Annotated in this window: 16 protein-coding genes and 1 tRNA gene; 14 read left to right on the top strand and 3 right to left on the bottom strand. The window is 34.4% G+C overall.

Annotated elements, in window-relative coordinates; translation table 11 throughout:
• Nucleotides 1–183 precede the first annotated feature (183 nt).
• Nucleotides 184–256, top strand: a tRNA-Gln gene (locus SJY43_RS02720).
• A gap of 57 nt (nucleotides 257–313) precedes the next feature.
• Here SJY43_RS02720 and SJY43_RS02715 read toward each other — a convergent pair.
• Nucleotides 314–1,411, bottom strand: coding sequence for an endonuclease/exonuclease/phosphatase family protein (locus SJY43_RS02715; protein ID WP_396602312.1), 1,098 nt, complete (start codon nucleotides 1,409–1,411; stop codon nucleotides 314–316).
• Between the two features lie 182 nt (nucleotides 1,412–1,593).
• Nucleotides 1,594–2,418 carry a universal stress protein gene (locus tag SJY43_RS02710; protein ID WP_396602311.1) on the bottom strand — a complete coding sequence of 275 codons (825 nt, stop codon included), beginning with the start codon at nucleotides 2,416–2,418 and terminating at the stop codon, nucleotides 1,594–1,596.
• A 134-nt stretch (nucleotides 2,419–2,552) separates the two neighbouring features.
• Here SJY43_RS02710 and rimP point away from each other — a divergent pair, with 134 nt between their 5' ends.
• From rimP to infB, 3 genes are all read left to right on the top strand, one after another.
• The gene (gene rimP / locus SJY43_RS02705; RefSeq protein ID WP_396602310.1) at nucleotides 2,553–3,014 is read left to right on the top strand and encodes a ribosome assembly cofactor RimP; all 462 of its coding nucleotides are present in this window, start codon (nucleotides 2,553–2,555) and stop codon (nucleotides 3,012–3,014) included.
• A gap of 11 nt (nucleotides 3,015–3,025) precedes the next feature.
• Complete coding sequence (nusA, locus tag SJY43_RS02700) at nucleotides 3,026–4,258, top strand: transcription termination factor NusA (RefSeq protein WP_396602309.1); 1,233 nt, start codon at nucleotides 3,026–3,028, stop codon at nucleotides 4,256–4,258.
• A 78-nt stretch (nucleotides 4,259–4,336) separates the two neighbouring features.
• Nucleotides 4,337–7,099: a translation initiation factor IF-2 gene (gene infB, locus SJY43_RS02695; RefSeq protein WP_396602308.1), complete on the top strand. Its 2,763-nt coding sequence runs from the start codon at nucleotides 4,337–4,339 to the stop codon at nucleotides 7,097–7,099.
• Between the two features lie 85 nt (nucleotides 7,100–7,184).
• On the opposite strand, the gene SJY43_RS02690 is transcribed toward infB, so the two are convergent.
• Entirely contained in the window at nucleotides 7,185–7,574 is a 390-nt protein-coding gene (locus SJY43_RS02690) for an SPOR domain-containing protein (protein ID WP_396602307.1), read from the bottom strand.
• A gap of 305 nt (nucleotides 7,575–7,879) precedes the next feature.
• On the opposite strand from SJY43_RS02690, the gene SJY43_RS02685 reads away from it, so the two are divergent.
• The 10 genes from SJY43_RS02685 to SJY43_RS02640 all read left to right on the top strand — a co-directional run bounded on the left by SJY43_RS02685 (nucleotide 7,880) and on the right by SJY43_RS02640 (nucleotide 25,386).
• Nucleotides 7,880–9,175 carry a c-type cytochrome gene (locus SJY43_RS02685; protein ID WP_396602306.1) on the top strand — a complete coding sequence of 432 codons (1,296 nt, stop codon included), beginning with the start codon at nucleotides 7,880–7,882 and terminating at the stop codon, nucleotides 9,173–9,175.
• A gap of 73 nt (nucleotides 9,176–9,248) precedes the next feature.
• Entirely contained in the window at nucleotides 9,249–12,353 is a 3,105-nt protein-coding gene (locus SJY43_RS02680) for a TAT-variant-translocated molybdopterin oxidoreductase (protein ID WP_396602305.1), read from the top strand.
• A 28-nt stretch (nucleotides 12,354–12,381) separates the two neighbouring features.
• Nucleotides 12,382–14,124: an NrfD/PsrC family molybdoenzyme membrane anchor subunit gene (gene nrfD, locus SJY43_RS02675; protein ID WP_396602304.1), complete on the top strand. Its 1,743-nt coding sequence runs from the start codon at nucleotides 12,382–12,384 to the stop codon at nucleotides 14,122–14,124.
• 9 nt (nucleotides 14,125–14,133) lie between these two features.
• A complete protein-coding gene (locus tag SJY43_RS02670; RefSeq protein ID WP_396602303.1) occupies nucleotides 14,134–14,664 on the top strand; it encodes a DUF3341 domain-containing protein in 531 nt (176 codons plus the stop codon).
• An 8-nt stretch (nucleotides 14,665–14,672) separates the two neighbouring features.
• Nucleotides 14,673–15,224 (top strand): c-type cytochrome, encoded by a 552-nt coding sequence (locus SJY43_RS02665; protein ID WP_396602302.1) that lies wholly within the window; start codon nucleotides 14,673–14,675, stop codon nucleotides 15,222–15,224.
• 22 nt (nucleotides 15,225–15,246) lie between these two features.
• A complete protein-coding gene (locus SJY43_RS02660; RefSeq protein WP_396602301.1) occupies nucleotides 15,247–16,611 on the top strand; it encodes a quinol:cytochrome C oxidoreductase in 1,365 nt (454 codons plus the stop codon).
• A 29-nt stretch (nucleotides 16,612–16,640) separates the two neighbouring features.
• Nucleotides 16,641–17,717 carry a cytochrome c oxidase subunit II gene (locus SJY43_RS02655; RefSeq protein WP_396602300.1) on the top strand — a complete coding sequence of 359 codons (1,077 nt, stop codon included), beginning with the start codon at nucleotides 16,641–16,643 and terminating at the stop codon, nucleotides 17,715–17,717.
• 27 nt (nucleotides 17,718–17,744) lie between these two features.
• Entirely contained in the window at nucleotides 17,745–19,538 is a 1,794-nt protein-coding gene (locus SJY43_RS02650; RefSeq protein ID WP_396602299.1) for a cbb3-type cytochrome c oxidase subunit I, read from the top strand.
• Nucleotides 19,539–19,743: 205 nt separating this feature from the next.
• Nucleotides 19,744–24,402 (top strand): gliding motility-associated C-terminal domain-containing protein, encoded by a 4,659-nt coding sequence (locus SJY43_RS02645; protein ID WP_396602298.1) that lies wholly within the window; start codon nucleotides 19,744–19,746, stop codon nucleotides 24,400–24,402.
• A 27-nt stretch (nucleotides 24,403–24,429) separates the two neighbouring features.
• Nucleotides 24,430–25,386 (top strand): type IX secretion system membrane protein PorP/SprF, encoded by a 957-nt coding sequence (locus SJY43_RS02640; RefSeq protein ID WP_396602297.1) that lies wholly within the window; start codon nucleotides 24,430–24,432, stop codon nucleotides 25,384–25,386.
• Nucleotides 25,387–25,399: the final 13 nt, after the last annotated feature.

Below are 25,399 nucleotides of genomic sequence, written 5' to 3'. Positions count from 1 at the left end.
GTATTTATTTGCTTTGGCGAATTTAACAATAAATATGAAATGACACCTAACTATTTAGTTTGTCTTAACATATGCAGTAAACACCAATGCCTTTTAAAAAAACGTTACGAATTGAAGATTATTTTTTAAAAAAAACTTGTGCAAAGAATTATTTATATTAAATTTGCACCCTCATTACACGAATGGCCTATGGTGTAACTGGCAACACGTTGGTTTTTGGTACCAAAGAGTCTAGGTTCGAGCCCTAGTAGGCCAACATTTATTTAACCCTAATTATGAAAATAGTTAGGGTTTTTTTATTTTAATTCTGAAATTAGAGATAACGACGCAGATAATCATCAGAATAATCTATTTCCAGTTCCATCCATATTGGCAAGTGGTCTGACATTTCATAGGTGGTCCAATTTTTATAGGATCTTGGCCAATTAGCATAAGGTGCTTTTCCGTGCGCTTCCCTAATTTTAATTACTATATTTTTATAATGATTTAGTATGTCTTCCTTGCTAGGGCGAAATTTTCCGTCTTTTAAATCTTTTTCAGTTAATTCGGGCGCTTTTTGAGTTGGATGAGGTCCAAAAACAGCGTGGCGCCAATCAAAAGTTCCATGGCGTAATAAGCGCGTTTTATTTCCGGCCTTTCCTTTTGCTGTAAATGCCATTTGGTCAAACCATCTGTTACTACCCATATTTGTAGGTCCAAAATCTGGTGCTGTTAACTTTGAATCTTTTAGCGCTTGCATAACCTCACCATCCTTTTTTTCAATATTCATATCTCCTAAAAAAATATGTACTTGATCCTCAGACTTTGCGCGTTTTACTAAAATATTAGCAATCGATTTAATTTCTGCTGCTCGCATTTTTAAGTCGTTTCCATAAATAATATGTGCAGAGCAAAGAGAAAATTTAAACCAACCAGCTTGAAATGACGCAAAAAATGGTGATCGTGCTACTTGCTCGCCAGCTATTAAAGTTTCTTTTGGCAAAACAATCTCACCAATTAAGTTGCGAAAGATGACACGATTTGTATTATATACAAACGCCATACGTTCGTTATTACCGCCTTTGTGTATTGATACATCTGATACAAAGAAATCCCAACTAGGTCCAAGTAATTTAACCAAACGGCGTAAAGGGTCTAAATCGTTCTTAACCTCTTGAATTGCACAAATATCAAAATGATCTATAATTTCGGCGATATAATGATAACTTTCGTCCATTCTAGGGATGCCATTATCGAAAGCACGAATATTCCAAGATCCTATAATGAGTGAGTTGGGTTGGCGGTCTTTTTTAATGTCATTGTATAAATCGTGCCTTAATGTTAGTAGTCTAGACGAAATCCAAGCTTCTTTCTTAGGATAATTAGAATCGGGATATTTTTTGTAACGTTTTAAAGCATGATAAAAAGCCATAGTAATTTCTCAATTAATTAATAATAATTTTTATTTACTAGTAATTTTCAAAAGGGAAGTTTATAAAATTATGAAAAAAATTAAAACTATTAGAGAGATAATATTTTTATCTCTAAAACAACCTTGAGTAATAAATAATTTACATATTAATAAAAACACAAATTAGAGTTATAAAAAGCTTTTTAAATTTTAAAAGTAATTACGGGTCGTTTAGCATGGTTGACTAAATCTTCACTAATACTTCCATTAAAAAAATGAGAAATACCTTGTCTGCCATGGGTACTCATGCCAATTAAATCGGCGTTTATTGATTGCGAAAAATTCATGATACCCTTTTCTATAGTTACGTCATTATAAATATTAATCGTGTAATTTGAAAAATCAAACGAGTTTACAAAATCTTGCATGCGTTTATTGCTATGTTCAGAAGTCCTAAAAATATTAGGTGTGTTCACGGTAAGTAAATGTAGTTTTGCACCAAAAAATTCAACAAATTCAATAGCTCTTTTGTAGGCTGCTTTGCTTTCGTGTTTAAAATCGGAAGCAAAAACAAAATGTTTTACATCAAAGGTTTCGTGTTCTTTTTTCACCACAAGTACTGGTGTTTCAGAGGTTCTAACTATTTTTTCAGTATTACTTCCAATTAGCATTTCTTTTAAACCACTTACGCCGTTAGAGCCCATTACTATTAAATCAATATTAAGCTTTTCGCAATTATGAAAAACACCTTTAAATATTTCATTAAAATCTACAGTTTGGTGTACTTTTACGTCTTGCAAATAGCGTTTTCTTAAAATAGATTCAAACTTTTTATGAGCCAATTTCATAAAAAACATAGCTTCCGGTAAATCGCTATGTGAACTCATGGCATCAACTTCATGGAGCGGGATTTCTATCAGGTGAAGCAAGTAAATTTCAGCATTATAGGTTTTTGCTAATTGGACCGCTACTTTTAAAGCATTTTCGGCTTGATCAGAAAAATCGGTAGGGACTAGTATTTTTTTCATAATAAGTAAGTTATCGTGTATCTAAATTTATGAATTTTTCCTTTAAAAATCAATAAAAAAGTATATATTTGCATCGTTGAAAGGCGAAATTAAAGATATGAGGGGACGAAAAGTCCCCTCTTTTTATACTTAAAATGTTTAAAATTACAGTTACAGAATTACTTGAAACGGCGTTAACTGAACGTCCAGATTTGTTTTTAATTGATTTTTCAATCAATTCAGAAAACCATATTAAAGTAATTTTAGATGGTGATAACGGGCTTTTAGTTGAAGACTGTATGTTTATTAGCAGAGCTATTGAGCATAATTTGGATAGAGAAGAACATGATTTTTCTTTAGAAGTGATGTCGGCAGGTGCAGCATCCCCATTAACGCATAAACGCCAGTATAAAAAAAATATGAATAGAACGCTTAGCGTAAGAACAGCTTCTGAAGAAATAGAAGGTGTGCTTACCGAAGCAACCAATGATACTATCAAATTAGAGTGGAAAGTTAGAGAACCTAAACCAGTAGGTAAAGGCAAAGTAACTGTAAAAAAGGAAGCAAATATTCCTTATAAAAATATTGTAGAAGCAAAAGTTATGATTAAATTTTAATTTAAAGAGTTATGGAAAATATCGCGTTAATTGAATCTTTTTCAGAATTCAAAGATGATAAGCTAATTGACAGAGTAACGTTAATGGCAATTTTAGAAGATGTATTTAGAAGTGCCTTAAAAAAGAAATTTGGCGATGATGATAATTTTGATATTATTGTTAACCCTGATAAAGGTGATTTAGAAATATGGAGAAATAGAATTGTTGTTGCTGATGGTGAAGTTGAGGAACCAAACCAAGAAATTACAATAACTGAAGCTCGTAAAATAGAGCCAGATTTTGAGGTAGGTGAAGATGTATCTGAAGAAGTAAAGCTTATAGATTTAGGAAGACGTGCTATTTTAGCGTTACGTCAAAACCTAATTTCTAAAATTCATGAACACGATAATACCATAATCTACAAGCAATTTAAAGATTTAGTAGGAGAAATATATACAGCAGAAGTACACCATATTCGACACAGAGCAGTTATTTTGTTAGATGATGAAGGAAATGAAATTGTATTACCAAAAGACAGACAAATTCCTTCAGATTTCTTTAGAAAAGGAGATAATGTAAGAGGTGTAATTGATAGTGTAGAGCTTAAAGGCGCGAAACCAACTATCATTATGTCTAGAAGCTCACCAAAATTTTTAGAGAAGTTATTTGAACAAGAAATACCAGAAGTTTTCGATGGTTTAATTACAATTAAACATGTTGTAAGAATACCAGGAGAAAAAGCAAAAGTAGCTGTTGATTCTTATGATGATAGAATAGATCCAGTTGGAGCATGTGTTGGTATGAAAGGTTCTAGAATTCACGGTATTGTTCGTGAATTAGGAAACGAAAATATTGATGTTATTAATTACACAAATAACCTGCAATTATTTATAACTAGAGCATTAAGTCCTGCACGTGTAACTTCTATTAAGTTAGATGAAGAAAATAAACGTGCTGAGGTTATACTTAAGCCAGAAGAAGTAAGTAAAGCAATTGGTAGAGGTGGTCATAACATTCGTTTAGCAGGTCAATTAACAGGATACGAAATTGATGTGTTTAGAGAAGGGGCAGAAGAAGATGTAGAATTACGTGAGTTTTCTGATGAAATTGAAAGCTGGATTATTGATGAATTTAGTAAAGCAGGTTTAGATACTGCTAAGAGTATATTAGAACAAGAAGTAAACGATCTTGTTAAGAGAACCGACTTGGAAGAGGAAACCATCCAAGATGTTATCAGAATTCTGAAAGAAGAATTTGAAGAATAGTAAATAAAAGTGCAGATTTGCATGATATTATGCTTTAATTGGTATAATATTTATATTTGAGTATTTTAAAGGCGATTTATGGCTGAAACAATTAGATTAAATAAAGTATTACGTGAGCTTAACATCTCTCTAGATCGTGCTGTAGAATTTTTAGATTCTAAAGGTGTAGAAATAGAGAAGCGTCCCACTACAAAAATTTCTCAGGAGACTTATAATCTCTTGTCAGATGAGTTTGAAACGGATGCAAATAAGAAAGTAAAGTCTCAAGAAGTAAGCGAAGCAAAGCTAAAGGAAAAGGAAGATTTACGTATTAAACGTGAAAGAGAATTAGAAGCTAAGCAGAAAGCACAAGAAGCCAGAGAAAAAGCTAAGCAAGAAGAAGTAGTTAAAGCTGCAGCAGAACTTACAGGCCCTAAAACTGTTGGAAAAATAGATTTAGACCCTAAAAAGAAAGCTGAAGAAAAACCTACAGAGCCTAAAAAACCGGCTGTCAAAGAGGTTAAGGAAGAGATTAAAGCTGAGGTAAAAGAAACAATTAAGGAAGAGGTTGTAAAACCAAAAACTCCTAAAGTTGAAGAAAAACCAGCGGCTAAAGAAGACGAAACTTCAAAACCAAAACTTAAACAAGTAGTTATTGATGGTGAATTAGTTACTCCAGAAGAAAAGGTAACTACACAGTATAAAAAACTTACTGGGCCAAAAATTGCCGGAGATAAAATTGACTTATCGAAGTTTAATAAGCCTAAAAAGAAAAAAGAAGATAAAAAACCAGATGCTAAAGCTGGAGACGCAAATAAAAGAAAGCGCCGCAGAATTAGTAAAGCTGGAGCACCTAATTCTGGCAATAACAGACCTGGAGGTGGAAGATCTGGAGGAAATGATAGATTTAAAGGTAAACCAGGACAAGGACGTCGAAATGTTGTAAAAGAAGAGCCTTCTGAAGAAGATGTTAAAAAACAAGTGCGTGAAACACTTGAGAAACTTCAAGGTAAATCAAGTAAAGGAAGAGGCGCTAAAAACAGAAGAGATAAAAGAGATAAACATAGAGAGCAGACAGAAATCGATCAACAAATCGAAGCAGCTGAAAGTAAAATCATTAAGGTAACCGAGTTTGTTACTGCTAGTGAGATGGCTACAATGATGGATGTTGGTGTTACCGAAATTATTTCTGCATGTATGTCTCTTGGTATGATGGTAACAATGAATCAGCGTTTAGATGCTGAAACATTATCTATTGTTGCTGATGAATTTGGATATCAAGTAGAATTTGTAACTGCTGATATTGAAGAGTCTATTGAAGAGTTTGTTGATAAACCAGAAGATTTAAAATCGCGTGCGCCAATCGTTACAGTAATGGGACACGTAGATCATGGTAAAACATCACTTTTAGATTATATACGTGAAGAGAATGTAATCGCAGGAGAATCTGGAGGAATCACACAGCACATTGGTGCATATGGGGTTCAATTAGAAAGCGGACAAAAAATAGCATTTTTAGATACACCGGGTCACGAGGCCTTTACAGCAATGCGTGCTCGTGGTGCTCAAGTAACAGATATCGCTATTATTGTTGCTGCTGCCGATGATGATATTATGCCACAAACAAAAGAGGCTATTTCGCATGCGCAAGCTGCAGGAGTGCCAATTGTTTTTGCGATCAATAAAATTGATTTACCAGCTGCCAATCCAGAAAAAATTAAAGAAGGTCTTGCTAATATGAATTTATTAGTTGAAGATTGGGGTGGTAAAGTTCAGTCTCATGATATATCAGCAAAGATTGGTACAGGAGTAAAAGAATTACTAGAAAAAGTATTGCTTGAAGCAGAATTATTAGAACTTAAAGCAAACCCAGATAAACCAGCTGTTGGTACAGTTGTAGAAGCATTCTTAGATAAAGGTCGAGGTTATGTATCTACAATTTTAGTACAAGCTGGAACTTTAAAAGTTGGAGATTACGTGCTTGCAGGTCAGCATAGCGGTAAAGTGAAAGCTATGCATGATGAGCGTGGTAATGATGTTGCTGCAGCCGGACCATCAACACCAGTTTCTATACTTGGTTTAGACGGTGCTCCGCAAGCGGGTGATAAGTTTAATGTATTTGCAGACGAGCGTGAAGCGAAACAAATTGCTTCAAAACGTGCGCAATTACAACGTGAGCAATCTGTTAGAACGCAACGTCATATTACACTAGATGAAATTGGTCGTCGTATTGCACTTGGTGATTTCCAAGAATTGAATATTATCCTTAAAGGTGATGTGGATGGTTCTGTAGAAGCATTAACAGATTCATTCCAGAAATTATCAACTGAAGAAATTCAAGTAAATATCTTACATAAAGGGGTTGGAGCCATTACAGAAAGTGATGTGTTATTAGCTTCAGCTTCAGATGCCATTATTGTTGGATTTAATGTGCGACCTGTTGGAAATGCACGTCAAATTGCAGATAAGGAAGAAATTGATATCAGAACATACTCGATTATCTACGATGCTATTAACGATCTTAAAGATGCAATGGAAGGCATGTTGTCTCCAGAGCTTAAAGAAGAGATTACTGGTACTGCAGAAATTAGAGAAATGTTTAAAGTATCTAAAATCGGAACTATTGCTGGTTGTATGGTTACTAACGGTAAAATAATGAGAAGTTCAGGAATTAGATTAATTCGTGATGGTGTTGTTGTATTTACCGGAGAATTAGCGTCATTAAAACGATTTAAAGATGATGTTAAAGAAGTAGCAAAAGGATACGATTGTGGTATGCAAATTAAAAATTATAACGATATTAAAGAAGGCGATATTATTGAAGCTTTCCATGAAGTTGAGGTTAAGAAGAAATTAAAATAATAGCTTCTTATAATTAATTGAATATTGAAAATAAAAAAAGCGACCAAATGGTCGCTTTTTTTATAAATTTTATTTACCCGAATTTTTATTTTTTAGGTTTAAAAATAAAGGCATTTGGAAATTTTCGTTTAATCTTCTTAAGGGCTCTGTCGGCCTCTAAACGCGTTCTAAAATTACCTGCCCATATTTTAAAGTTCGGTGTTTCGTATTGCATAGTTGGGTGCCAACTACCAAAAGCACTACTAAATTCTTCTTGAGCGTTATAAGCTCCAGAACGATTTCCTGAATATACTTGTATTTTGTAACGTTCAGGGCTAGTTTCGTTTTTATTTAATTCCTTTTTCAAATCCAATAAAACTGTAATATGTTTATCTTGATTAACAACTACATTGCCTTGTTGAGAAAAGCCATAAGTAGAAGTTAGAATTAAACATAATAGGCTCAAAAAGCTAATTCTATAATTTAATAAGTACATGATTGTTTTTCTATTTTTATTAATCTATTAATTATCCCAAATTAAAAATCAATACTTAAAAGCCTTTTTCGATTAAAAACAAACGAGTACTTTTAAATAATAATTCTACAAATGTATACGATATAAACTTAATTGTAGCTCTTTTTATTATTTAGAATCCCTCTAAATTAACAATTAACACTTCACTAACATTTCTAAAATCGACTTTTAATATTACTTTTGCGAGAGATTTTTTTAACTATACTTTTTCATTTATTTAATGACAAAAGTCATACCAAAGTTTAGAAGTTAATTTAACCAACAATATGAGAAAGGTGATTCACCGTAAATTAAGTAAAAACTTTCTTCGTTTAAGCTTAGTTTTTTTATTAGCATTTACAACGGTTCTTTCTGCTCAAGAAGGAGACCCAGCAAAAGGAAAATCATTATTCAATGCCAATTGTGCTGCTTGTCATAAGTTAGATAAAAAAATGACAGGGCCGGCTTTACGTAATGTAGAGGCGCGTTTATCTGAAGAAGAAGGATTAGATAGAGCATGGTTATATGCATGGATTCGTAATAGTTCCGGAGTAATTAAATCTGGAGATGCTTACGCTAACAAAATATATAACGAGTATGGTGGTGCTGCGATGACAGCATTTCCTCAGTTATCTGATGATGATTTAAATAACTTATTAGCTTATACTGCTGAAGAAAAGAAAGAGCCTGTTCAGGCTGCTGCTCCAGTTGGCGGGGAAGCGACTAATAGTGATACAGGTGGGATATCTAATGAACTTATACTTGGTGCTTTAGCTATTTTATTTGTTCTTTTAGCCTTAGGATTATTTTTAGTAAACAAAACGTTACGTCGTTTTGCCAGTGTTCAAGGTTTAGATTTGCCTGAATCTTCAGGAAAAACACCTTTGTGGAAAGCATTTGTGCAAAATCAATTTTTAATGATTGTAGTAGCTATTTTCTTTTTATTAGCTAGTGCTTATTTTGCATTTGGTTACTTTATGCAAATTGGTGTAGATCAAGGATACGAACCAGTACAGCCAATACATTATTCTCATAGAATACATGCAGGTGATAATGGTATTGATTGTAAATACTGTCACTCTTCAGCTAGAGTAAGTAAACATTCAGGTATACCTTCGTTAAATGTTTGTATGAATTGTCATAAATCAATTTATGAAGTATCACCAGAAACAGCTACCGAAGAATACTCTAAAGAATTCTATGATGGTGAAATTCAAAAACTATATAAAGCAGCCGGATGGGATGATGCTGAGCAAAAATATACAGGAGATGCTCAACCAGTAAAATGGGTACGTATTCATAACCTTCCAGATTTTGCATATTTTAATCACTCACAGCATGTAACTGTTGCAGGTGTTGAATGTCAAACTTGTCATGGACCAGTTGAAGAAATGGAAGTGATGTATCAACATGCGCCGTTAACAATGGGTTGGTGTATTAATTGTCATAGAGAAACAAATATTGATGTTAAAGACAATGCTTATTACACAAAAATACACGAGGAGTTATCTAAGAAGTATGGTGTAGATGAGCTTACAGCTGCTCAAATGGGTGGATTAGAATGTGGTAAATGTCACTACTAAATAAGTAGTTTTTCTTTCTGCTTAAGCGGAAAACATTAAATAATAAAAATAAGAAGTAATTCAATTATATAATATGTCATCAAACAAGAAATACTGGAAAAGTGTTGAAGAGCTAAACGAGAATAGCTCTATTGTTGAGACGCTAAAACAAAACGAGTTTGTAGCAGAGATTCCTACTGATGAATTTTTAGGTGATAAAGATACATTAGAAGCAACATCTACAACACGTCGCGATTTCTTAAAATATGTAGGATTTAGTACAGCTGCAGCGTCTTTAGCTGCATGTGAAGGTCCTGTGAAAAAGTCAATACCTTATATAGTTCAACCAACAGAGATTGTGCCTGGGGTAGCTAACTATTATGCAACAACAATTGCAGATGGTTTTGATTTTGCTAGTGTTTTAGTAAGAACCCGTGAAGGTCGTCCAATTAAAATTGAAAATAATACGATGGCAACTACCAATGGTAGCGCAAATGCTAGAGTAAATGCTTCGGTTTTAGGGTTGTATGATAGTTTAAGAGTTCAAGGACCAAAGAAAGGTTCTGATTCAATCTCTTGGAGTGATTTTGATACTGAAACTTCTCAAAAATTAACTGATATTGCTGCGGCAAACAAAAGCATTGTGTTATTAACACAAACATATGCTAGTCCGTCTACAAGCAAGTTGATTTCAGAATTTAAAGAAAAATATGGTAATGTTAGTCATGTGGTTTACGATGCTGTTTCAGAATCGACTGCACTAGATGCATACCAAGCGAAATATGGAGAACGCGCATTAGCTAATTACGATTTTTCTAAAGCGATGACTATTGTTTCTGTTGGTGCAGATTTCTTAGGAGATTGGCAAGGTGGCGGTTTCGATTCTGGATACTCTAAAAATAGGGTGCCAGATCACGGTAAAATGTCAAGGCACATTCAGTTCGAATCTAATATGTCTCTTTCTGGTGCCAATGCAGATAAACGTGTACCATTAACACCATCTCAACAAAAAATAGCTTTAGCAAAATTATATAGTTATGTAGTTGGTGGATCGGTTTCAGGAACTTTACCAGCAAACATAGAGGATGCAATTAAAAAGGCAGCTTCACAACTTAAAAAATCAGGAAGTAAAGGTTTAGTAGTTACTGGAATTCAAGATGTAAATGCTCAAACAGTAGCTTTAGAAATAAATGAATTTTTAGGAAGTAAAGCTTTTGATAAATCTTCTCCAATTAAAACTAGACAAGGTAGCGATGTTGCCGTTGCTAGATTAGTTGGTGATATGAAAGCTGGTCGTGTTGGCGCGCTTATAATGAGTGGCGTAAATCCTGTTTACACATTACCAAATGCTTCAGATTTTGCTGAAGGATTGAAAAAAGTAGAATTATCTGTTGCGTTTTCAATGAAAGCAGACGAAACGTCTTCAGAAGCACAATATATTGCAGCAGCACCACATTATTTAGAATCGTGGGGTGATGTTGAAATCAAAAAAGGACATTATGCTTTAACGCAACCAACAATTCGTCCGTTATTTGATACTAGACAATTTCAAGACGCTTTATTAAAATGGACAGGAAACGATGTTTCTTATCACGATTATATAAAAGATACTTGGGGAACTGGAATTTTAGGTGGTGGTTCTTTCAATAAAGCATTACACGATGGTGTTTTTGTTGGAACAATTGCTACCGAAACTGAAGATACATCTACTGCTGAAGCATCAGCTGAGACTCCTTCAGGAAATGCAGCTAGAGCTTTAGCTTCATCTGTGATTTCTAATTCAGGTTTAGAATTAACTTTATACACTAAAGTAGGTATGGGTGATGGCCAACAAGCTAACAATCCATGGTTACAAGAATTTCCAGACCCTTTAACAAGAACGTCATGGGATAACTATTTAACTATTTCAAAAGCTGATGCTGATGCTAAAGGCTTAACAAATAGCCATGTTGCTACAGGCGCATTAAACGGAAGTTATGCAAATGTAACAGTTAATGGAACAACGTTGAAAGTGCCAGTTATGATTCAACCAGGACAAGCAAAAGGTTCTGTCGGGTTAGCATTAGGATACGGAAAAACATTAGGCCTAAAAGAGGAAATGCAAACAGGTGTTAACGCTTATGCATTTTATCAAAACTTTAATACTGTTCAAAATGTAACAATTGAGGCTGCTGCTGGAGAACATGAATTTGCTTCGGTACAGTTACACAACACCTTAATGGGTCGTGGTGATATTATTAAAGAAACAACTTTAGAGATATTTAATACTTCTGATAGAAATGTTTGGAATAAAGTTCCAACGGTTTCATTAAATCACGAAGAAACTCCAGTTACTTCACCAGAAGTTGATTTATGGGATGAATTTGATCGTTCAATTGGACATCATTTCAACTTAGCAATCGATTTAAATGCCTGTACAGGTTGTGGGGCTTGTGTAATTGCTTGTCATGCTGAAAATAATGTACCTGTAGTTGGTAAAGAAGAAGTACGTCGTAGCCGTGATATGCATTGGTTACGTATTGATAGATATTATTCATCTGATGATACATTTGAAGAAGATGATGCTAAAAAAGATGGTTTCTCTGGGTTATTTGGAGATAATGGTTCTTTAGGCGGATTTGGAGAAATGGAGAATGCTGCTGAGAATCCTCAGGTAGCTTTCCAACCAGTAATGTGTCAGCATTGTAACCATGCACCTTGTGAAACTGTATGTCCTGTGGCTGCAACATCACACGGTCGTCAAGGTCAAAATCATATGGCTTACAACCGTTGTGTCGGTACTAGATATTGTGCAAATAACTGCCCTTATAAAGTACGTCGTTTCAACTGGTTTTTATATAATGGTAATGATGAGTTCGATTATCATATGAATGATGATTTAGGACGTATGGTATTAAACCCAGATGTTGTTGTTCGTTCTCGTGGTGTTATGGAAAAATGTTCTATGTGTATTCAAAAAACACAAAAAACTATCCTTGATGCTAAACGTGATGGACGTGAAATTAAAGACGGAGAATTCCAAACAGCTTGTTCTGCTGCATGTAGTAACGGAGCTATGAGTTTTGGAGATATCAACGATAAAGAAAGTAAAGTTGCAAAACTTTTAAAAGATGACCGTATGTATCACTTATTGGAAAGTGTTGGTACTAAGCCTAATGTGCAGTACCATACAAAAGTGAGAAATACAACTGAAGCATAAATTTAATTAAAGAATCAATTATATAATTATGGCGTCTCATTACGAAGCACCTATTAGAAGACCTTTAGTTACAGGCGAAAAATCATACCACGACGTTACTGTGGATGTGGCTAAACCTGTAGAAGGAAAAGCAAATAAGCAATGGTGGATAGTTTTTTCTATAGCACTTGTAGCTTTCCTTTGGGGTATCGGATGTATTTTATACACAATATCTACAGGTATTGGAACTTGGGGTTTAAACAAGACCGTAGGTTGGGCTTGGGATATTACTAACTTCGTTTGGTGGGTTGGTATTGGTCACGCAGGAACTCTTATTTCTGCTGTACTTTTACTTTTCCGTCAAAAATGGAGAATGGCAATTAACCGTTCTGCGGAAGCCATGACAATTTTCTCTGTAGTTCAAGCAGGTTTATTTCCAATTATTCACATGGGTCGTCCATGGTTAGGATACTGGGTATTACCGATTCCTAATCAATTTGGTTCGTTATGGGTAAACTTTAACTCGCCTTTACTTTGGGATGTATTTGCAATCTCTACATATTTATCTGTATCATTAGTTTTCTGGTGGACAGGTTTATTACCAGATTTTGCTATGCTTAGAGATAGAGCAATCAAACCGTTCCAAAAGAAAATATACGCTTTATTAAGTTTTGGTTGGTCTGGTAGAGCAAAAGATTGGCAACGTTTTGAAGAAGTATCATTAGTACTTGCTGGTTTAGCAACGCCATTAGTACTTTCTGTACATACCATTGTATCTTTTGATTTTGCTACATCGGTTATTCCTGGTTGGCATACCACGATTTTTCCACCATACTTTGTTGCTGGTGCGGTATTCTCAGGATTTGCTATGGTAAATACACTTCTTATTATAATGAGAAAAGTGTGTAACCTTGAAGATTATATAACAGTACAACACATCGAATTAATGAATATTGTAATCATGATTACAGGTTCTATAGTTGGTGTTGCATATATTACCGAGTTATTTATTGCTTGGTATTCTGGTGTTGAATATGAACAATACGCATTCTTAAACAGAGCAACTGGGCCTTATGCTTGGGCATACTGGATGATGATGTCGTGTAACGTATTCTCACCGCAATTTATGTGGTTCAAGAAACTAAGAACAAGTATTATGTTCTCTTTCTTTATCTCAATCGTGGTAAATGTAGGGATGTGGTTTGAGCGTTTTGTAATTATTGTAACATCGTTACATAGAGATTACTTACCATCATCATGGACCATGTTCTCACCAACATTTGTAGATATTGGAATCTTTATCGGAACTATTGGATTCTTCTTTGTACTATTCTTATTATACTCAAGAACATTCCCAGTCATTGCGCAAGCGGAAGTAAAAACAATTTTAAAATCTTCTGGAGAGCGTTATAAAAATATTAGAGAAAGAGGAGATAGCTTAATGGGAACTGGTGCAGATTTAAGAACATCAGGTGAGGCTGTTGCTAAGCTAGCTGCACAAGAAAGTGTTGAAGCTAATGTTGAGGAAGATAATTCGGAAAAAGTTAGTAACTTGTTAGGAAGTATTGGTGCTTTTGATCCATCAACACAAACAGCAGATGATTTAAAGAAAGTAAGTGGCATTGGACCTAAAATGGAGCAAGTATTAAATAGCATTGGTATTTATACCTTTCTTCAAGTTAGTAAGATGACAAAAAATGAATATGATTTGTTAGACAGTATTACGGGTTCTTTCCCTGGAAGGGCAGAACGTGATGATTGGTCTGGGCAAGCTAAAAAATTAATTAACTAAACATAGTCAATGGAAGCTTCAAAAGTTATTCACGCTATTTATACCGATGATGATATTTTAATGTCAGCCGTTAAAAAGGTTAAGGCAGAAAGATTTCATATCGAAGAAATATATACACCTTTTCCGGTTCACGGATTAGACAAAGCTATGGGGTTAGCACCAACTCGTATTGCTATTACAGCATTTATTTACGGTTTAATTGGTTTAACTGTAGCGATTTTAATGATGAATTTCATAATGATTGAAGATTGGCCTCAAAATATTGGTGGAAAACCAAGTTTCAGTTATATAGAAAATATGCCAGCGTTTGTTCCAATTATGTTTGAACTTACGGTGTTTTTTGCAGCACACTTAATGGTTATTACGTTTTACTTGCGTAGTAGAATGTGGCCTTTTAAAAATGCTGAAAATCCAGATCCAAGAACTACTGATGACCATTTCTTAATGGAAATTGCTGTTGATGGAAATGAAAAAGAACTAGAAAGTTTGTTAGCAGAAACTGGAGCAGTCGAGATTAATTTAGTTGATAAAGCCCATTAATAATAGATATGAAAAGCTTAATTAAAATATTAGTATTAGCAGTTGTTTTTGTGTCTGTATCTTGTAACAAGAGTACAGCGCCAAACTACCAATTCATGCCAAACATGTATGAGTCTGCAGGATATGAAACATATGGTGAAGCAGCATTCCCTAATGGGGTTGAAGCACAATTACCAGCAGAAGGTTCTATACCTAGAGGGTATGTTCCTTTTGATATCGAAAATTCTACTGCCGGTTACAATTTAGCAAAAGTTACTTTAGTAAGTCCTTTAGATTCTACTAATGTAGATTTGAATAGAGGTAAAGAATTATATGATATTTACTGTGGGATTTGTCATGGTAATAAGGGAAAAGGGCAAGGAAACTTAGTAAAGCGTGAAAAAATACTTGGTATTCCAAGTTATGATGATGCTGGAAGAGCTATCAACGCTGGAAGTATTTATCACACAATTTATTATGGTAAAAACGCCATGGGAAGTTATGCTAACCAATTGAATCAAGAAGAGCGTTGGCAAGTGGTATCGTATGTGTTAAAGTTGAAAGCAGATTTAGAAAAGTAAGATTGATAAGATTATTATAGATATGTATACATTTTCAAATAAATTAAAGACATTTTCTTTTATTCTAATGATTTTAGGAGCATTAGGAGTAGGATATGGTTTTATGACATCTCATAAATCTTTTGAAGAAGTTGAGCACTTACTTGCAGAAGAGTCACATCATGGTGGTGGGCACGGTGAAGAAGCGGCTCACGTTGCTCCAAGTCATGATGAACATGCAACTGATTCGCACGACGAAGCACACGGTGAAACTGCTCATGCTAAAGTTGACGAGCATGCTAAACATATTGAGCACGTTCAACATCAAATAGCAAATAGACCTTGGTCTGCATTATATGTTGCAGCTTTTTTCTTTATGATGATTGCATTAGGTGTATTAGCCTTTTATGCCATTCAAATTGCATCTCAGGCTGGATGGTCGCCTGTATTATTTAGAGTAATGGAAGGTATTACAGCTTATATGTTACCCGGTGCGTTAATCGTACTAGCGATCGCTGCTGCATCACATTTTATTGGTCATAATAATCTTTTTATATGGATGGATCCTGAAGTAGTAGCTCATGATAAGCTTATTGCTGGTAAAACAGGATGGTTAAATATCTGGGGATTTATTATTAGAGGGTTAATTTTTATTGGTGGTTGGTATGCTTACCGTCATTTTTCAAGAAAATTTTCTATAGCTCAAGATACAGCCGAAGATAAAAGTAACTTTAAGAAATCATTCCGTATCTCTGCGGCATTCTTAGTATTCTTTATTTATACTGAATCAATGATGTCTTGGGATTGGATTATGAGTGTAGACCCGCACTGGTTTTCAACATTATTTGGGTGGTATGTATTTGCAAGTATGTTTGTAAGTGGTATTACGGTTATAGCCTTAATAACGATTTACTTAAAATCTAGAAACTACTTAGAGTTTGTAAATGAAAACCATTTACACGATGTAGCTAAGTTTATGTTTGCATTCAGTATATTCTGGACTTACTTATGGTTCTCTCAATTCATGTTAATCTGGTATTCTAACATTCCAGAAGAGGTAACTTATTTTGTAACACGTTTCCAAGATTATAAATTGCCATTCTTAGGTATGGTGGTTATGAACTTTGTTTTCCCAATACTAATGTTAATGAATGCTGATTACAAACGTATTCCTTGGTTTGTAGTTATGGCAGGTTTAGTTATCTTATTCGGGCATTATATTGATATTTTCAATATGATTATGCCTGCTACTGTTGGAGATCAATGGTTTATAGGTATTCCAGAAATAAGTTCAATATTACTTTTCGCAGGTTTATTCATATTTGTAGTGTTTTCAGCTTTAACAAAAGCGCCATTACTTGTAAAAGGATATCCTTTTAGAAAGGAAAGTGAAGATTTTCATTATTAATTAGATATAAATAAAGACGAACGATACAAATGACTGCTTTATTAACAATTATAGTTTTAGTATTTATTTTAATTGCCATTTGGCAAATGGTAAAGATTTTTGATTTAGCGCAAGCTAAAAACGAAAGTGATGCCGCTGCTGGTGTGGCAACTGATAAGGATAATACATTAAATGGATATTTAATGATGGGCTTTTTAGCATTCATCTATTTAATAACTATTGTATGTTTTGTGAAATGGGGTGATTTACCTCTAATGTCGAACTCTGCTTCAGAACATGGACCAATCATTGATAATTTAATGGTTATCTCTATGGCATTAATATTCTTTGTTCAAACCTTTACTCAGTTTTTACTACATTATTTTGCTTATAAATACAAAGGTGAAAAAGGTAAAAAAGCACTATTTTTTGCTGATAACAATAAATTAGAAGCTATTTGGACTATTATCCCGGTTATAGTTTTAGCTGGTTTAATTATTTATGGATTAAGTACATGGATTAACATCATGGGTGTTGATGAAAGTGATGACCCTTTGGTTGTTGAGTTATATGCACAACAGTTTAACTGGAAGGCTAGATACGGAGGAACAGATAATACATTAGGAAAAGCTAATGTGCGTTTAATTGATATTGATCGTGCTAATATTTTAGGTTTAGATGAGTCTGATCCTAACGCGCAAGATGATGTTATTACTACAGAATTACATTTACCTGTAGGTCGACCTGTTCTATTCAAGATGCGTTCACAAGATGTTTTGCACTCAGCTTATATGCCTCATTTTAGAGCACAAATGAACTGTGTGCCAGGTATGATAACTCAATTTGGTTTTACACCTACGGTTACTACTGCTGATATGCGTGAAACTCCGCAAATGATTGAAAAAGTAAAAAATATAAATAATATTAGAGTAGAGAATAGTAAAAAGCTTGTTGCTAAAGGTGAAGATGCTTTAGAACGTTACGAGTTTGATTATTTATTACTTTGTAATAAAATTTGTGGTAAATCTCACTACAACATGCAAATGAAAATTGTAGTTGAAACACAAGATGAATATGATGCTTGGATTGCAGAACAAAAAGAATTCAAGAACTCTCTAGTTAACTAATTAAAAAGATAAACACGATATAAGATTATGTCAGCACACGCAGATAACCACGCTCACGACGACGATCACGGACATCATCATAAAGAAACATTTGTAACTAAATATATATTTAGTCAAGACCATAAAATGATTGCTAAACAGTATCTAGTAACAGGTACTATTATGGGAGTTATAGGGGTTTTAATGTCTTTAATGTTTCGTATGCAAATTGCATGGCCAGAAGAGCCAAACGTTTTGTTTGAAGCATTATTAGGTAAATGGGCACCAGACGGTGTTATGGATGCCGATATTTATTTAGCATTAGTTACTATTCATGGTACTATCATGGTATTCTTTGTACTAACTGCTGGTTTAAGTGGAACATTTAGTAACTTATTAATTCCGTTACAAATCGGTGCTCGAGATATGGCATCAGGGTTTTTAAATATGGTTTCTTATTGGTTATTCTTTGTTTCATGTATAATAATGGTAAGTTCATTATTTGTGGAAGCTGGACCAGCTGCTGCTGGATGGACAATCTATCCTCCATTAAGTGCATTACCAATGGCTCAAGGTGGTTCTGGTATGGGTATGACTTTATGGTTAGTGTCTATGGCTATCTTTATTGCATCTTCTTTGTTAGGATCATTAAACTATGTTGTAACAGTAATAAACTTAAGAACAAAAGGGATGTCTATGACTAGGTTACCTTTAACTATATGGGCTTTCTTTGTTACGGCTATAATAGGTATTATATCATTCCCTGTATTATTATCTGCAGCATTATTATTAATCATGGATAGAAGTTTTGGAACGTCATTCTTCTTATCGGATATATTTATTCAAGGTGAAGTATTACATTATCAAGGTGGATCTCCAGTATTATTTGAGCACTTATTTTGGTTCTTAGGTCATCCAGAGGTATACATAGTAATTTTACCAGCAATGGGATTAGTGTCTGAGATTATGGCATCAAATTCTCGTAAGCCAATATTTGGTTACCGTGCAATGATTGCTTCAATATTGGCCATTGCATTCCTTTCAACTATTGTTTGGGGTCACCACATGTTTGTTTCGGGTATGAATCCTTTCTTAGGTTCTGTATTTACATTCACTACGTTATTAATTGCAATTCCATCTGCAGTAAAAGCCTTTAACTGGATTACGACACTCTGGAAAGGTAATTTACAGATGAACCCTGCTATGTTATTTTCAATTGGTTTTGTATCAACGTTTATAACAGGAGGTCTAACAGGAATTATTTTAGGTGATAGTGCTTTAGATATTAATGTACATGATACATATTTTGTTGTTGCTCACTTTCACTTGGTTATGGGTATATCTGCACTTTATGGCATGTTTGCTGGAATTTATCATTGGTATCCAAAAATGTTTGGACGTATGCTAAATAAGAATTTAGGTTACATACACTTCTGGATTACTGCAGTTTGTGCTTACGGAGTGTTCTTCCCAATGCATTTTATTGGTATGGCAGGTTTACCACGTCGTTACTATACAAATAGTAATTTTCCTTTATTTGACGATTTGGCTAACGTAAACGTTGTTATAACTATGTTTGCTTTAGTTGGTGGGGTAGTACAAATTATATATTTATACAATTTCTTTAGTAGTATCTTCTATGGTAAAAAAGCTGTTCAGAATCCATGGCAATCTACAACGCTTGAATGGACAACACCTGTAGAACATATACACGGTAACTGGCCAGGAGATATACCTCATGTATACCGTTGGGCTTACGATTACAGTAAACCAGGACATGATGTAGATTTTGTTCCACAAAATATTCCTTTAAAGGAAGGCGAAGAAGAACTTCAGCATTAATTAACAAAATTAATCTTACATATTAAAAACTCACCTATTTTTAGGTGAGTTTTCTGTTTAAAAGCAATTTTTTTCGATAAAAAGTAAAAAAATTACGAAAAAATCGATGAAATACAAAAAAATCAGTTAAATTGCGGTGTATTTATAAGAGAGATATTATACTTTATTTCTACTTGCTATTATTAATTATAAATTAACCCAATCTATGAAAACAAAATCCCTATTCAGGTTTACCAAAACATTTGTGACCTTTACAGTGGTATTTCTGTTGGCACTATTTAAAGCAAATGCTCAATGTCCAACAGTAACCAACCCAAATCCACCACCTATTTGTGATGCTTCAGGTTACACTTTTAATGATTTAAATGCTTTTGCTTCTGATGGTGGTAACGGTATTGTATGGTATGATTCATTAACTGGAGGTAGTCCTTTTAATTCTAATCAATTATTACAAGAAGGTATTTATTATGCCGATGATAATACGGGTACTTGTGGATCTAGAGAATCTATAACGATAGATTTTATTTTAGATTCTACTGGACAAAATTTAGATCAAATTTATTGTAGTAATGAAAATGCATCAATACAAACTTATATTGATGATGTATTACTAGGAAGCATACCAAGTGGAGGTTCAGTAGAAGTTTATTATGATTTAGGTTTAATAAATCAAACCAATACTACAGATTCTGTTCCAATAGGAGCCACAAATTATTATGTAGTATTTGTTGATAGCGGCGGTTGCAAAAGTCAATTAGAACTTGCTCAATTAGGAGTTTTTAGTGCGCCAACAGACCCAACACCTTCAACACCTCAAGCTTTTTGTTCTGATAGTAATCCAACGGTTGGAGATTTAGACCCTGGAACTACTGAAACAAACTTTAGTTGGTATGAAAACATAGATGGTTCTGGAGACCCAATTTTACCTGCATTACCATTATCTACGCTGTTAATGGATGGTAATACTTATTATATCCAAATTAATGATGTGTTTTGCGAAAGTAATGCAATAGAAGTTGTAGTTAATATAGACGATCCTGTAAATGCAGGAACTCCTGGTAGTTTAGAATATTGTGATGATAGTTTACCAGCTTCAAATTTTAATTTATTTGATGAGCTTGGTGCTCCAAAAGAATCGACAGGAAGTTGGTCAGGGCCTTTAACAACGTCAAACGGAAATTTAGGTACAGTTAATATCTCATCGTTAACAACAGCAGGAACTTATACTTTTACTTATACTGTTCCTAGTAATGGTGTTTGTCCAGATGGTGTTTCAACTGTAACGATTACAGTTTATGAAACACTAAGTTCAGGAAATGCATCTGCTGCTAATCCAGCGTCATTTTGTGAAGCTAGTTTACCTACAGATTTTGATTTGTTTTCATTATTAGAGAATCATGATCTTGGTGGACAATGGACTGGAGGAAATTCTATTATTGATTTAACAGGTTTTACAGCAGGAACATATAATTATACATACACTCAAAATGTGTCCCCTAACCCATGTCCAGAGGAATTTACTACAGTACAAGTTATTATTCTTGAAGATCCTCATGCAGGAAATGCTTTAAACGATGTGTTTTGTGAGAATGACTTAGCTTCAAATTCACCATATAATTTATTTGATGCCTTAGATAGCACACAAGATAATAATAGTGGTACTTGGACAGACGCTGGTAACAATACAATTTCAAATTCTTTGGATATTACCACACTTACAGTAACCGGTAGTCCTTTTACTTTTAATTATACCATAGATAATGGTACATGTTCTGATACTGAATCTATTACAATTACGATTGAGCCAGCTCCAGAATCTGGAACACCAGTATCTACGTTTCCAGAATATTGTGAAGGTTCGGCACCAGCTAGTTTCGATTTATTTACTTTATTAGAAGGTGAAGATCAAACAGGAATATGGAGTGATGATAATGCAACTGGAGCCGTAACAGGAAATTTAGTTGATTTATCTGGATTAACACCAGGAACATATAGTTTCACTTTTGATGTTGATGCGATTGGAAGCTGTGACGATCCGTTAGTCACGGTTCAAATCACAATAAACCCTCTTCCAAATACAGGAACCCCATCATCACCAATCTATTGTGAAAATGATTTAGTGGCTAATTCGCCATTAGATTTATTCGCTCAATTAACAGGAGAAGATTCAGGAGGAACTTGGACAGACGATAATACATCAGGAGCCTTAACAGGAAGTAATGTAGATTTAACAGTATTAGGAATTGGTTCATATAATTTTACATATACAATAACCGATGCTAATACATGTACAAACAGTTCAACAGTAACAATAACTGTTGAAGATGCTCCAGAATCTGGAACAGTAAATACTCCAGCAATATTTTGTGAAGGAGAAGGATCGGAAAGTTTCGATTTATTCGATTTATTAGAAGGTGAAGATCAAACAGGAACATGGAGTGATGATAATGCAACTGGAGCCGTAACAGGAAATTTAGTAGATTTATCTGGATTAACACCAGGAACATATAGTTTCACTTTTGATGTTGATGCGATTGGAAGCTGTGACGATCCGTTAGTCACGGTTCAAATCACAATAAACCCTCTGCCAAATACAGGAACGCCATCATCACCAACCTATTGTGAAAATGATTTAGTGGCTAATTCGCCATTAGATTTATTTGCTCAGTTAACAGGAGAAGATTCAGGAGGAACATGGACAGACGATAATACATCAGGAGCCTTAACAGGAAGTAATGTAGATTTAACAGTATTAGCAATTGGTTCATATAATTTTACATATACAATAACCGATGCTAATACATGTACAAATAGTTCAACAGTAACAATAACTGTTGAAGATGCTCCAGAATCTGGAACTGCAAACACACCAGAAGAATTTTGTGTTGCCGAAATAACTACTGGGCAAACATATAATTTATTTGATTTATTAGCTGATGAAGATCAAGTAGGAACATGGAGTGATGATAGTACATCAGGAGCTTTAAGTGCGAACATAGTAACACTTGATGGTCTTGCTGCGGGAACTTATAATTTTACTTATGATGTTGATGCCATTGGAAGTTGTGACGATGTTAATGTAACCGTTAGTATAATTATAAATGATACGCCAGCGCCAACAGCTGCAACGCCACAAGAATTTTGTGATACAGCTTCGGTTGCCGATTTGGTTGCAACAGGAACAGCAATAAGATGGTATGATGCAGCCGCAGATGGAAATCTTTTAGCAGATACAACCGCTTTAGTAGATGCTCAAATATATTATGCAACTCAAACGGATGCGACAACAGGTTGTGAATCTTCAGTAAGAACGGCAGTAACTGCAACGATTTATCAAAGCCCTAATGCTGGTGATCCAAATACAACAGCTATTTTGTCTTGTAATGATAATAGTAGTATTGATTTATTTACAGGATTAGACGGTACTCAAGATACCGGAGGGACATGGCAAAATGACGATGGAGCAGGTAGCTTATTAGGTAATATTTTGGATGTGACAGGAGTTTCAGCAGGAACGTATAATTATACTTATTTAGTAACTGGGTCTGCACCATGTGTAGATGATAGTGAAACCATAACAATCACTATAGAAGCACCATTAAATGCTGGTGCAACTATAAACCCGACTTTAGATACCTGCAGTAATAACGGAACAACAGATTTGTTTTCATTGCTTGGTGGTGCTGATGCAGGAGGTGTATGGTCGCCAGCAATGTCAAGTACAACAGGTGTTTTTAATCCTTTAGTTGATGCAGAAGGAACTTACACATACACACTAACAAATAGTTGTGGAACATTTACAAATCAAGTTGAAGTAACAGTAACCTTAGCACCAAACGCAGGAGTAGATAATACCCTTGCTATTTGTGCAGGTGATGATTCAATAGATTTATTTACCTTATTAGGAAATGATGCTCAAAGTGGAGGTGTTTGGTCACCAGAATTAACAAGTACAACAGGTGTTTTTGATCCAGCGGTCGATACATCAAATACATATACGTATACAGTAACAGCTGTTGCACCTTGTTCTCCAGATTCAACTGCAGATATAATAGTTACTGTTAGTGATACACCAGCAATAATTGTTCTAGATGCAGATCCTGAATTTTGTTTATCAACCAACCCAACAGTTGAAGATTTAGCAGCGAGTATACGTCCATCAGGAACGGTTAACTGGTATGACGATATAGCATTGACTACCCCTGTATTCCTTACAGACGATTTAGTTGATGGTGAAGATTATTATGCAACTCAAACTAGTAATGGTTGCGAATCATCTATAGCAGTTCAAATTAATGTAACCGTAAATGATACGTCAACGCCAACGTTAGAAGATTCAACATTAGAATATTGTATTAACGACAATCCAACAATTAGCACATTGTCTGATAATATATTGGAGCATGATAATACTTTAGATAATTTAAGATGGTATGATACTGCAACAGGAGGTACTGCTTTTTCAGAAAGTGATTTGTTAACCAATACAACATACTATGTCGCATTGGTAGATCAAATAACAGGTTGTGAAAGTAGTGTGCGTTTAGAAGTTATTCCAGATTTAACAAACTGTGGTAAACTTATTATTCCTGATGGATTCTCTCCAAATGGAGATGGAACAAACGATACTTTCGATGTAGATAATCTAGCCATTTTATATCCAAATTTCGAAATAGAAATTTATAACCGTAACGGAAACGTTGTTTATAAAGGAAATGCAAATACACCACGATTTGATGGGACTTCCAATCAAGGAAGAGTCGTATCAAAAGGCGATTTACCCGTTGGTGTTTATTTCTACATTTTCAATTTTAACGATGGAGAAAATAAACCAGAACAAGGACGCTTATACTTAAGCAGATAATTTATTTATAAAGCAAAATTTAAGAACATGAAACATTTAAATATATATCATAAGATAGCTGCTTTGTTAAGTATAATTATACTGTCATATCAAAGTAATGCACAACAAGATCCTCAATTCACTCAGTATATGTACAACATGAGTGTTATAAATCCGGCCTACGCTACTGCGGAAGAAGGGATATTAAATCTAGGAGGCTTGTACAGAACACAATGGGTAGGCCTAGATGGCGCTCCTAAAACAGGAAGCTTTTTTGCCCATACACCTATTAACGACAAAATTGAGATGGGACTCTCTTTTACAAACGATAATATTGGTGATGTAGTAAACGAAAATAACATCTATGCAGATTTTGCTTATGTGTTGCCAGTTGGTATAGAAAGTAAAATATCCTTTGGTGTAAAAGCAGGGGTAACACTTTTTGATACTAATTTTGATGGCTTTCAATTACAATCAGGTGGTTCAAGTACAGATCAAGCCTTCGATGAAAACATCAGTAAAGCTTTCCCAAATATGGGTATTGGTGCATTCTTTTTTACAGACAGCTATTATTTAGGGTTGTCTGCACCAAACATGTTATCTACAAAACATCTTGAAAACGAAAACGGTATTAAAGCAACTGGTGTACAAAATGTACATTATTTCTTTACCGGCGGATATGTTTTCGATATTGATAGTAACGTAAAACTAAAACCCGCATTTATGGCTAGAGGTGTAAAAGGAGCGCCATTAGCATTAGATATTACAGCTAATGTGTTAATTAATGAAAAACTAGAAGCTGGTTTAGGCTATCGTTTAGGTGATGCTATGAGTGCTTTGGTGAATTTCAGAATTACACCAGAGCTTAGAGTAGGTTATGCCTATGATTATACAACTACTAACTTAGGAGATTTCAATTCAGGTTCACATGAAATATTCATTTTGTTTGATGTCGATTTATTCGGATTTAAAACAGGGTATGATCGTTCACCTAGATTCTTCTAAATTTAATACAAGG

The sequence above is a fragment of the Algibacter sp. R77976 genome (assembly GCF_044594645.1).
Taxonomy (GTDB): domain Bacteria; phylum Bacteroidota; class Bacteroidia; order Flavobacteriales; family Flavobacteriaceae; genus Algibacter_B.
This window is presented reverse-complemented; position numbering and strand designations above follow the sequence as displayed.

What these genes read in the sequence shown, in the direction of transcription:
- SJY43_RS02715 (WP_396602312.1), bottom strand. Translation starts at nt 1,411, where the DNA reads ATGGCTTTTTATCATGCTTTAAAACGTTACAAAAAATATCCCGATTCT.
- SJY43_RS02710 (WP_396602311.1), bottom strand. Translation starts at nt 2,418, where the DNA reads ATGAAAAAAATACTAGTCCCTACCGATTTTTCTGATCAAGCCGAAAAT.
- rimP (WP_396602310.1), top strand. Translation starts at nt 2,553, where the DNA reads ATGTTTAAAATTACAGTTACAGAATTACTTGAAACGGCGTTAACTGAA.
- nusA (WP_396602309.1), top strand. Translation starts at nt 3,026, where the DNA reads ATGGAAAATATCGCGTTAATTGAATCTTTTTCAGAATTCAAAGATGAT.
- infB (WP_396602308.1), top strand. Translation starts at nt 4,337, where the DNA reads ATGGCTGAAACAATTAGATTAAATAAAGTATTACGTGAGCTTAACATC.
- SJY43_RS02690 (WP_396602307.1), bottom strand. Translation starts at nt 7,574, where the DNA reads ATGTACTTATTAAATTATAGAATTAGCTTTTTGAGCCTATTATGTTTA.
- SJY43_RS02685 (WP_396602306.1), top strand. Translation starts at nt 7,880, where the DNA reads ATGAGAAAGGTGATTCACCGTAAATTAAGTAAAAACTTTCTTCGTTTA.
- SJY43_RS02680 (WP_396602305.1), top strand. Translation starts at nt 9,249, where the DNA reads ATGTCATCAAACAAGAAATACTGGAAAAGTGTTGAAGAGCTAAACGAG.
- nrfD (WP_396602304.1), top strand. Translation starts at nt 12,382, where the DNA reads ATGGCGTCTCATTACGAAGCACCTATTAGAAGACCTTTAGTTACAGGC.
- SJY43_RS02670 (WP_396602303.1), top strand. Translation starts at nt 14,134, where the DNA reads ATGGAAGCTTCAAAAGTTATTCACGCTATTTATACCGATGATGATATT.
- SJY43_RS02665 (WP_396602302.1), top strand. Translation starts at nt 14,673, where the DNA reads ATGAAAAGCTTAATTAAAATATTAGTATTAGCAGTTGTTTTTGTGTCT.
- SJY43_RS02660 (WP_396602301.1), top strand. Translation starts at nt 15,247, where the DNA reads ATGTATACATTTTCAAATAAATTAAAGACATTTTCTTTTATTCTAATG.
- SJY43_RS02655 (WP_396602300.1), top strand. Translation starts at nt 16,641, where the DNA reads ATGACTGCTTTATTAACAATTATAGTTTTAGTATTTATTTTAATTGCC.
- SJY43_RS02650 (WP_396602299.1), top strand. Translation starts at nt 17,745, where the DNA reads ATGTCAGCACACGCAGATAACCACGCTCACGACGACGATCACGGACAT.
- SJY43_RS02645 (WP_396602298.1), top strand. Translation starts at nt 19,744, where the DNA reads ATGAAAACAAAATCCCTATTCAGGTTTACCAAAACATTTGTGACCTTT.
- SJY43_RS02640 (WP_396602297.1), top strand. Translation starts at nt 24,430, where the DNA reads ATGAAACATTTAAATATATATCATAAGATAGCTGCTTTGTTAAGTATA.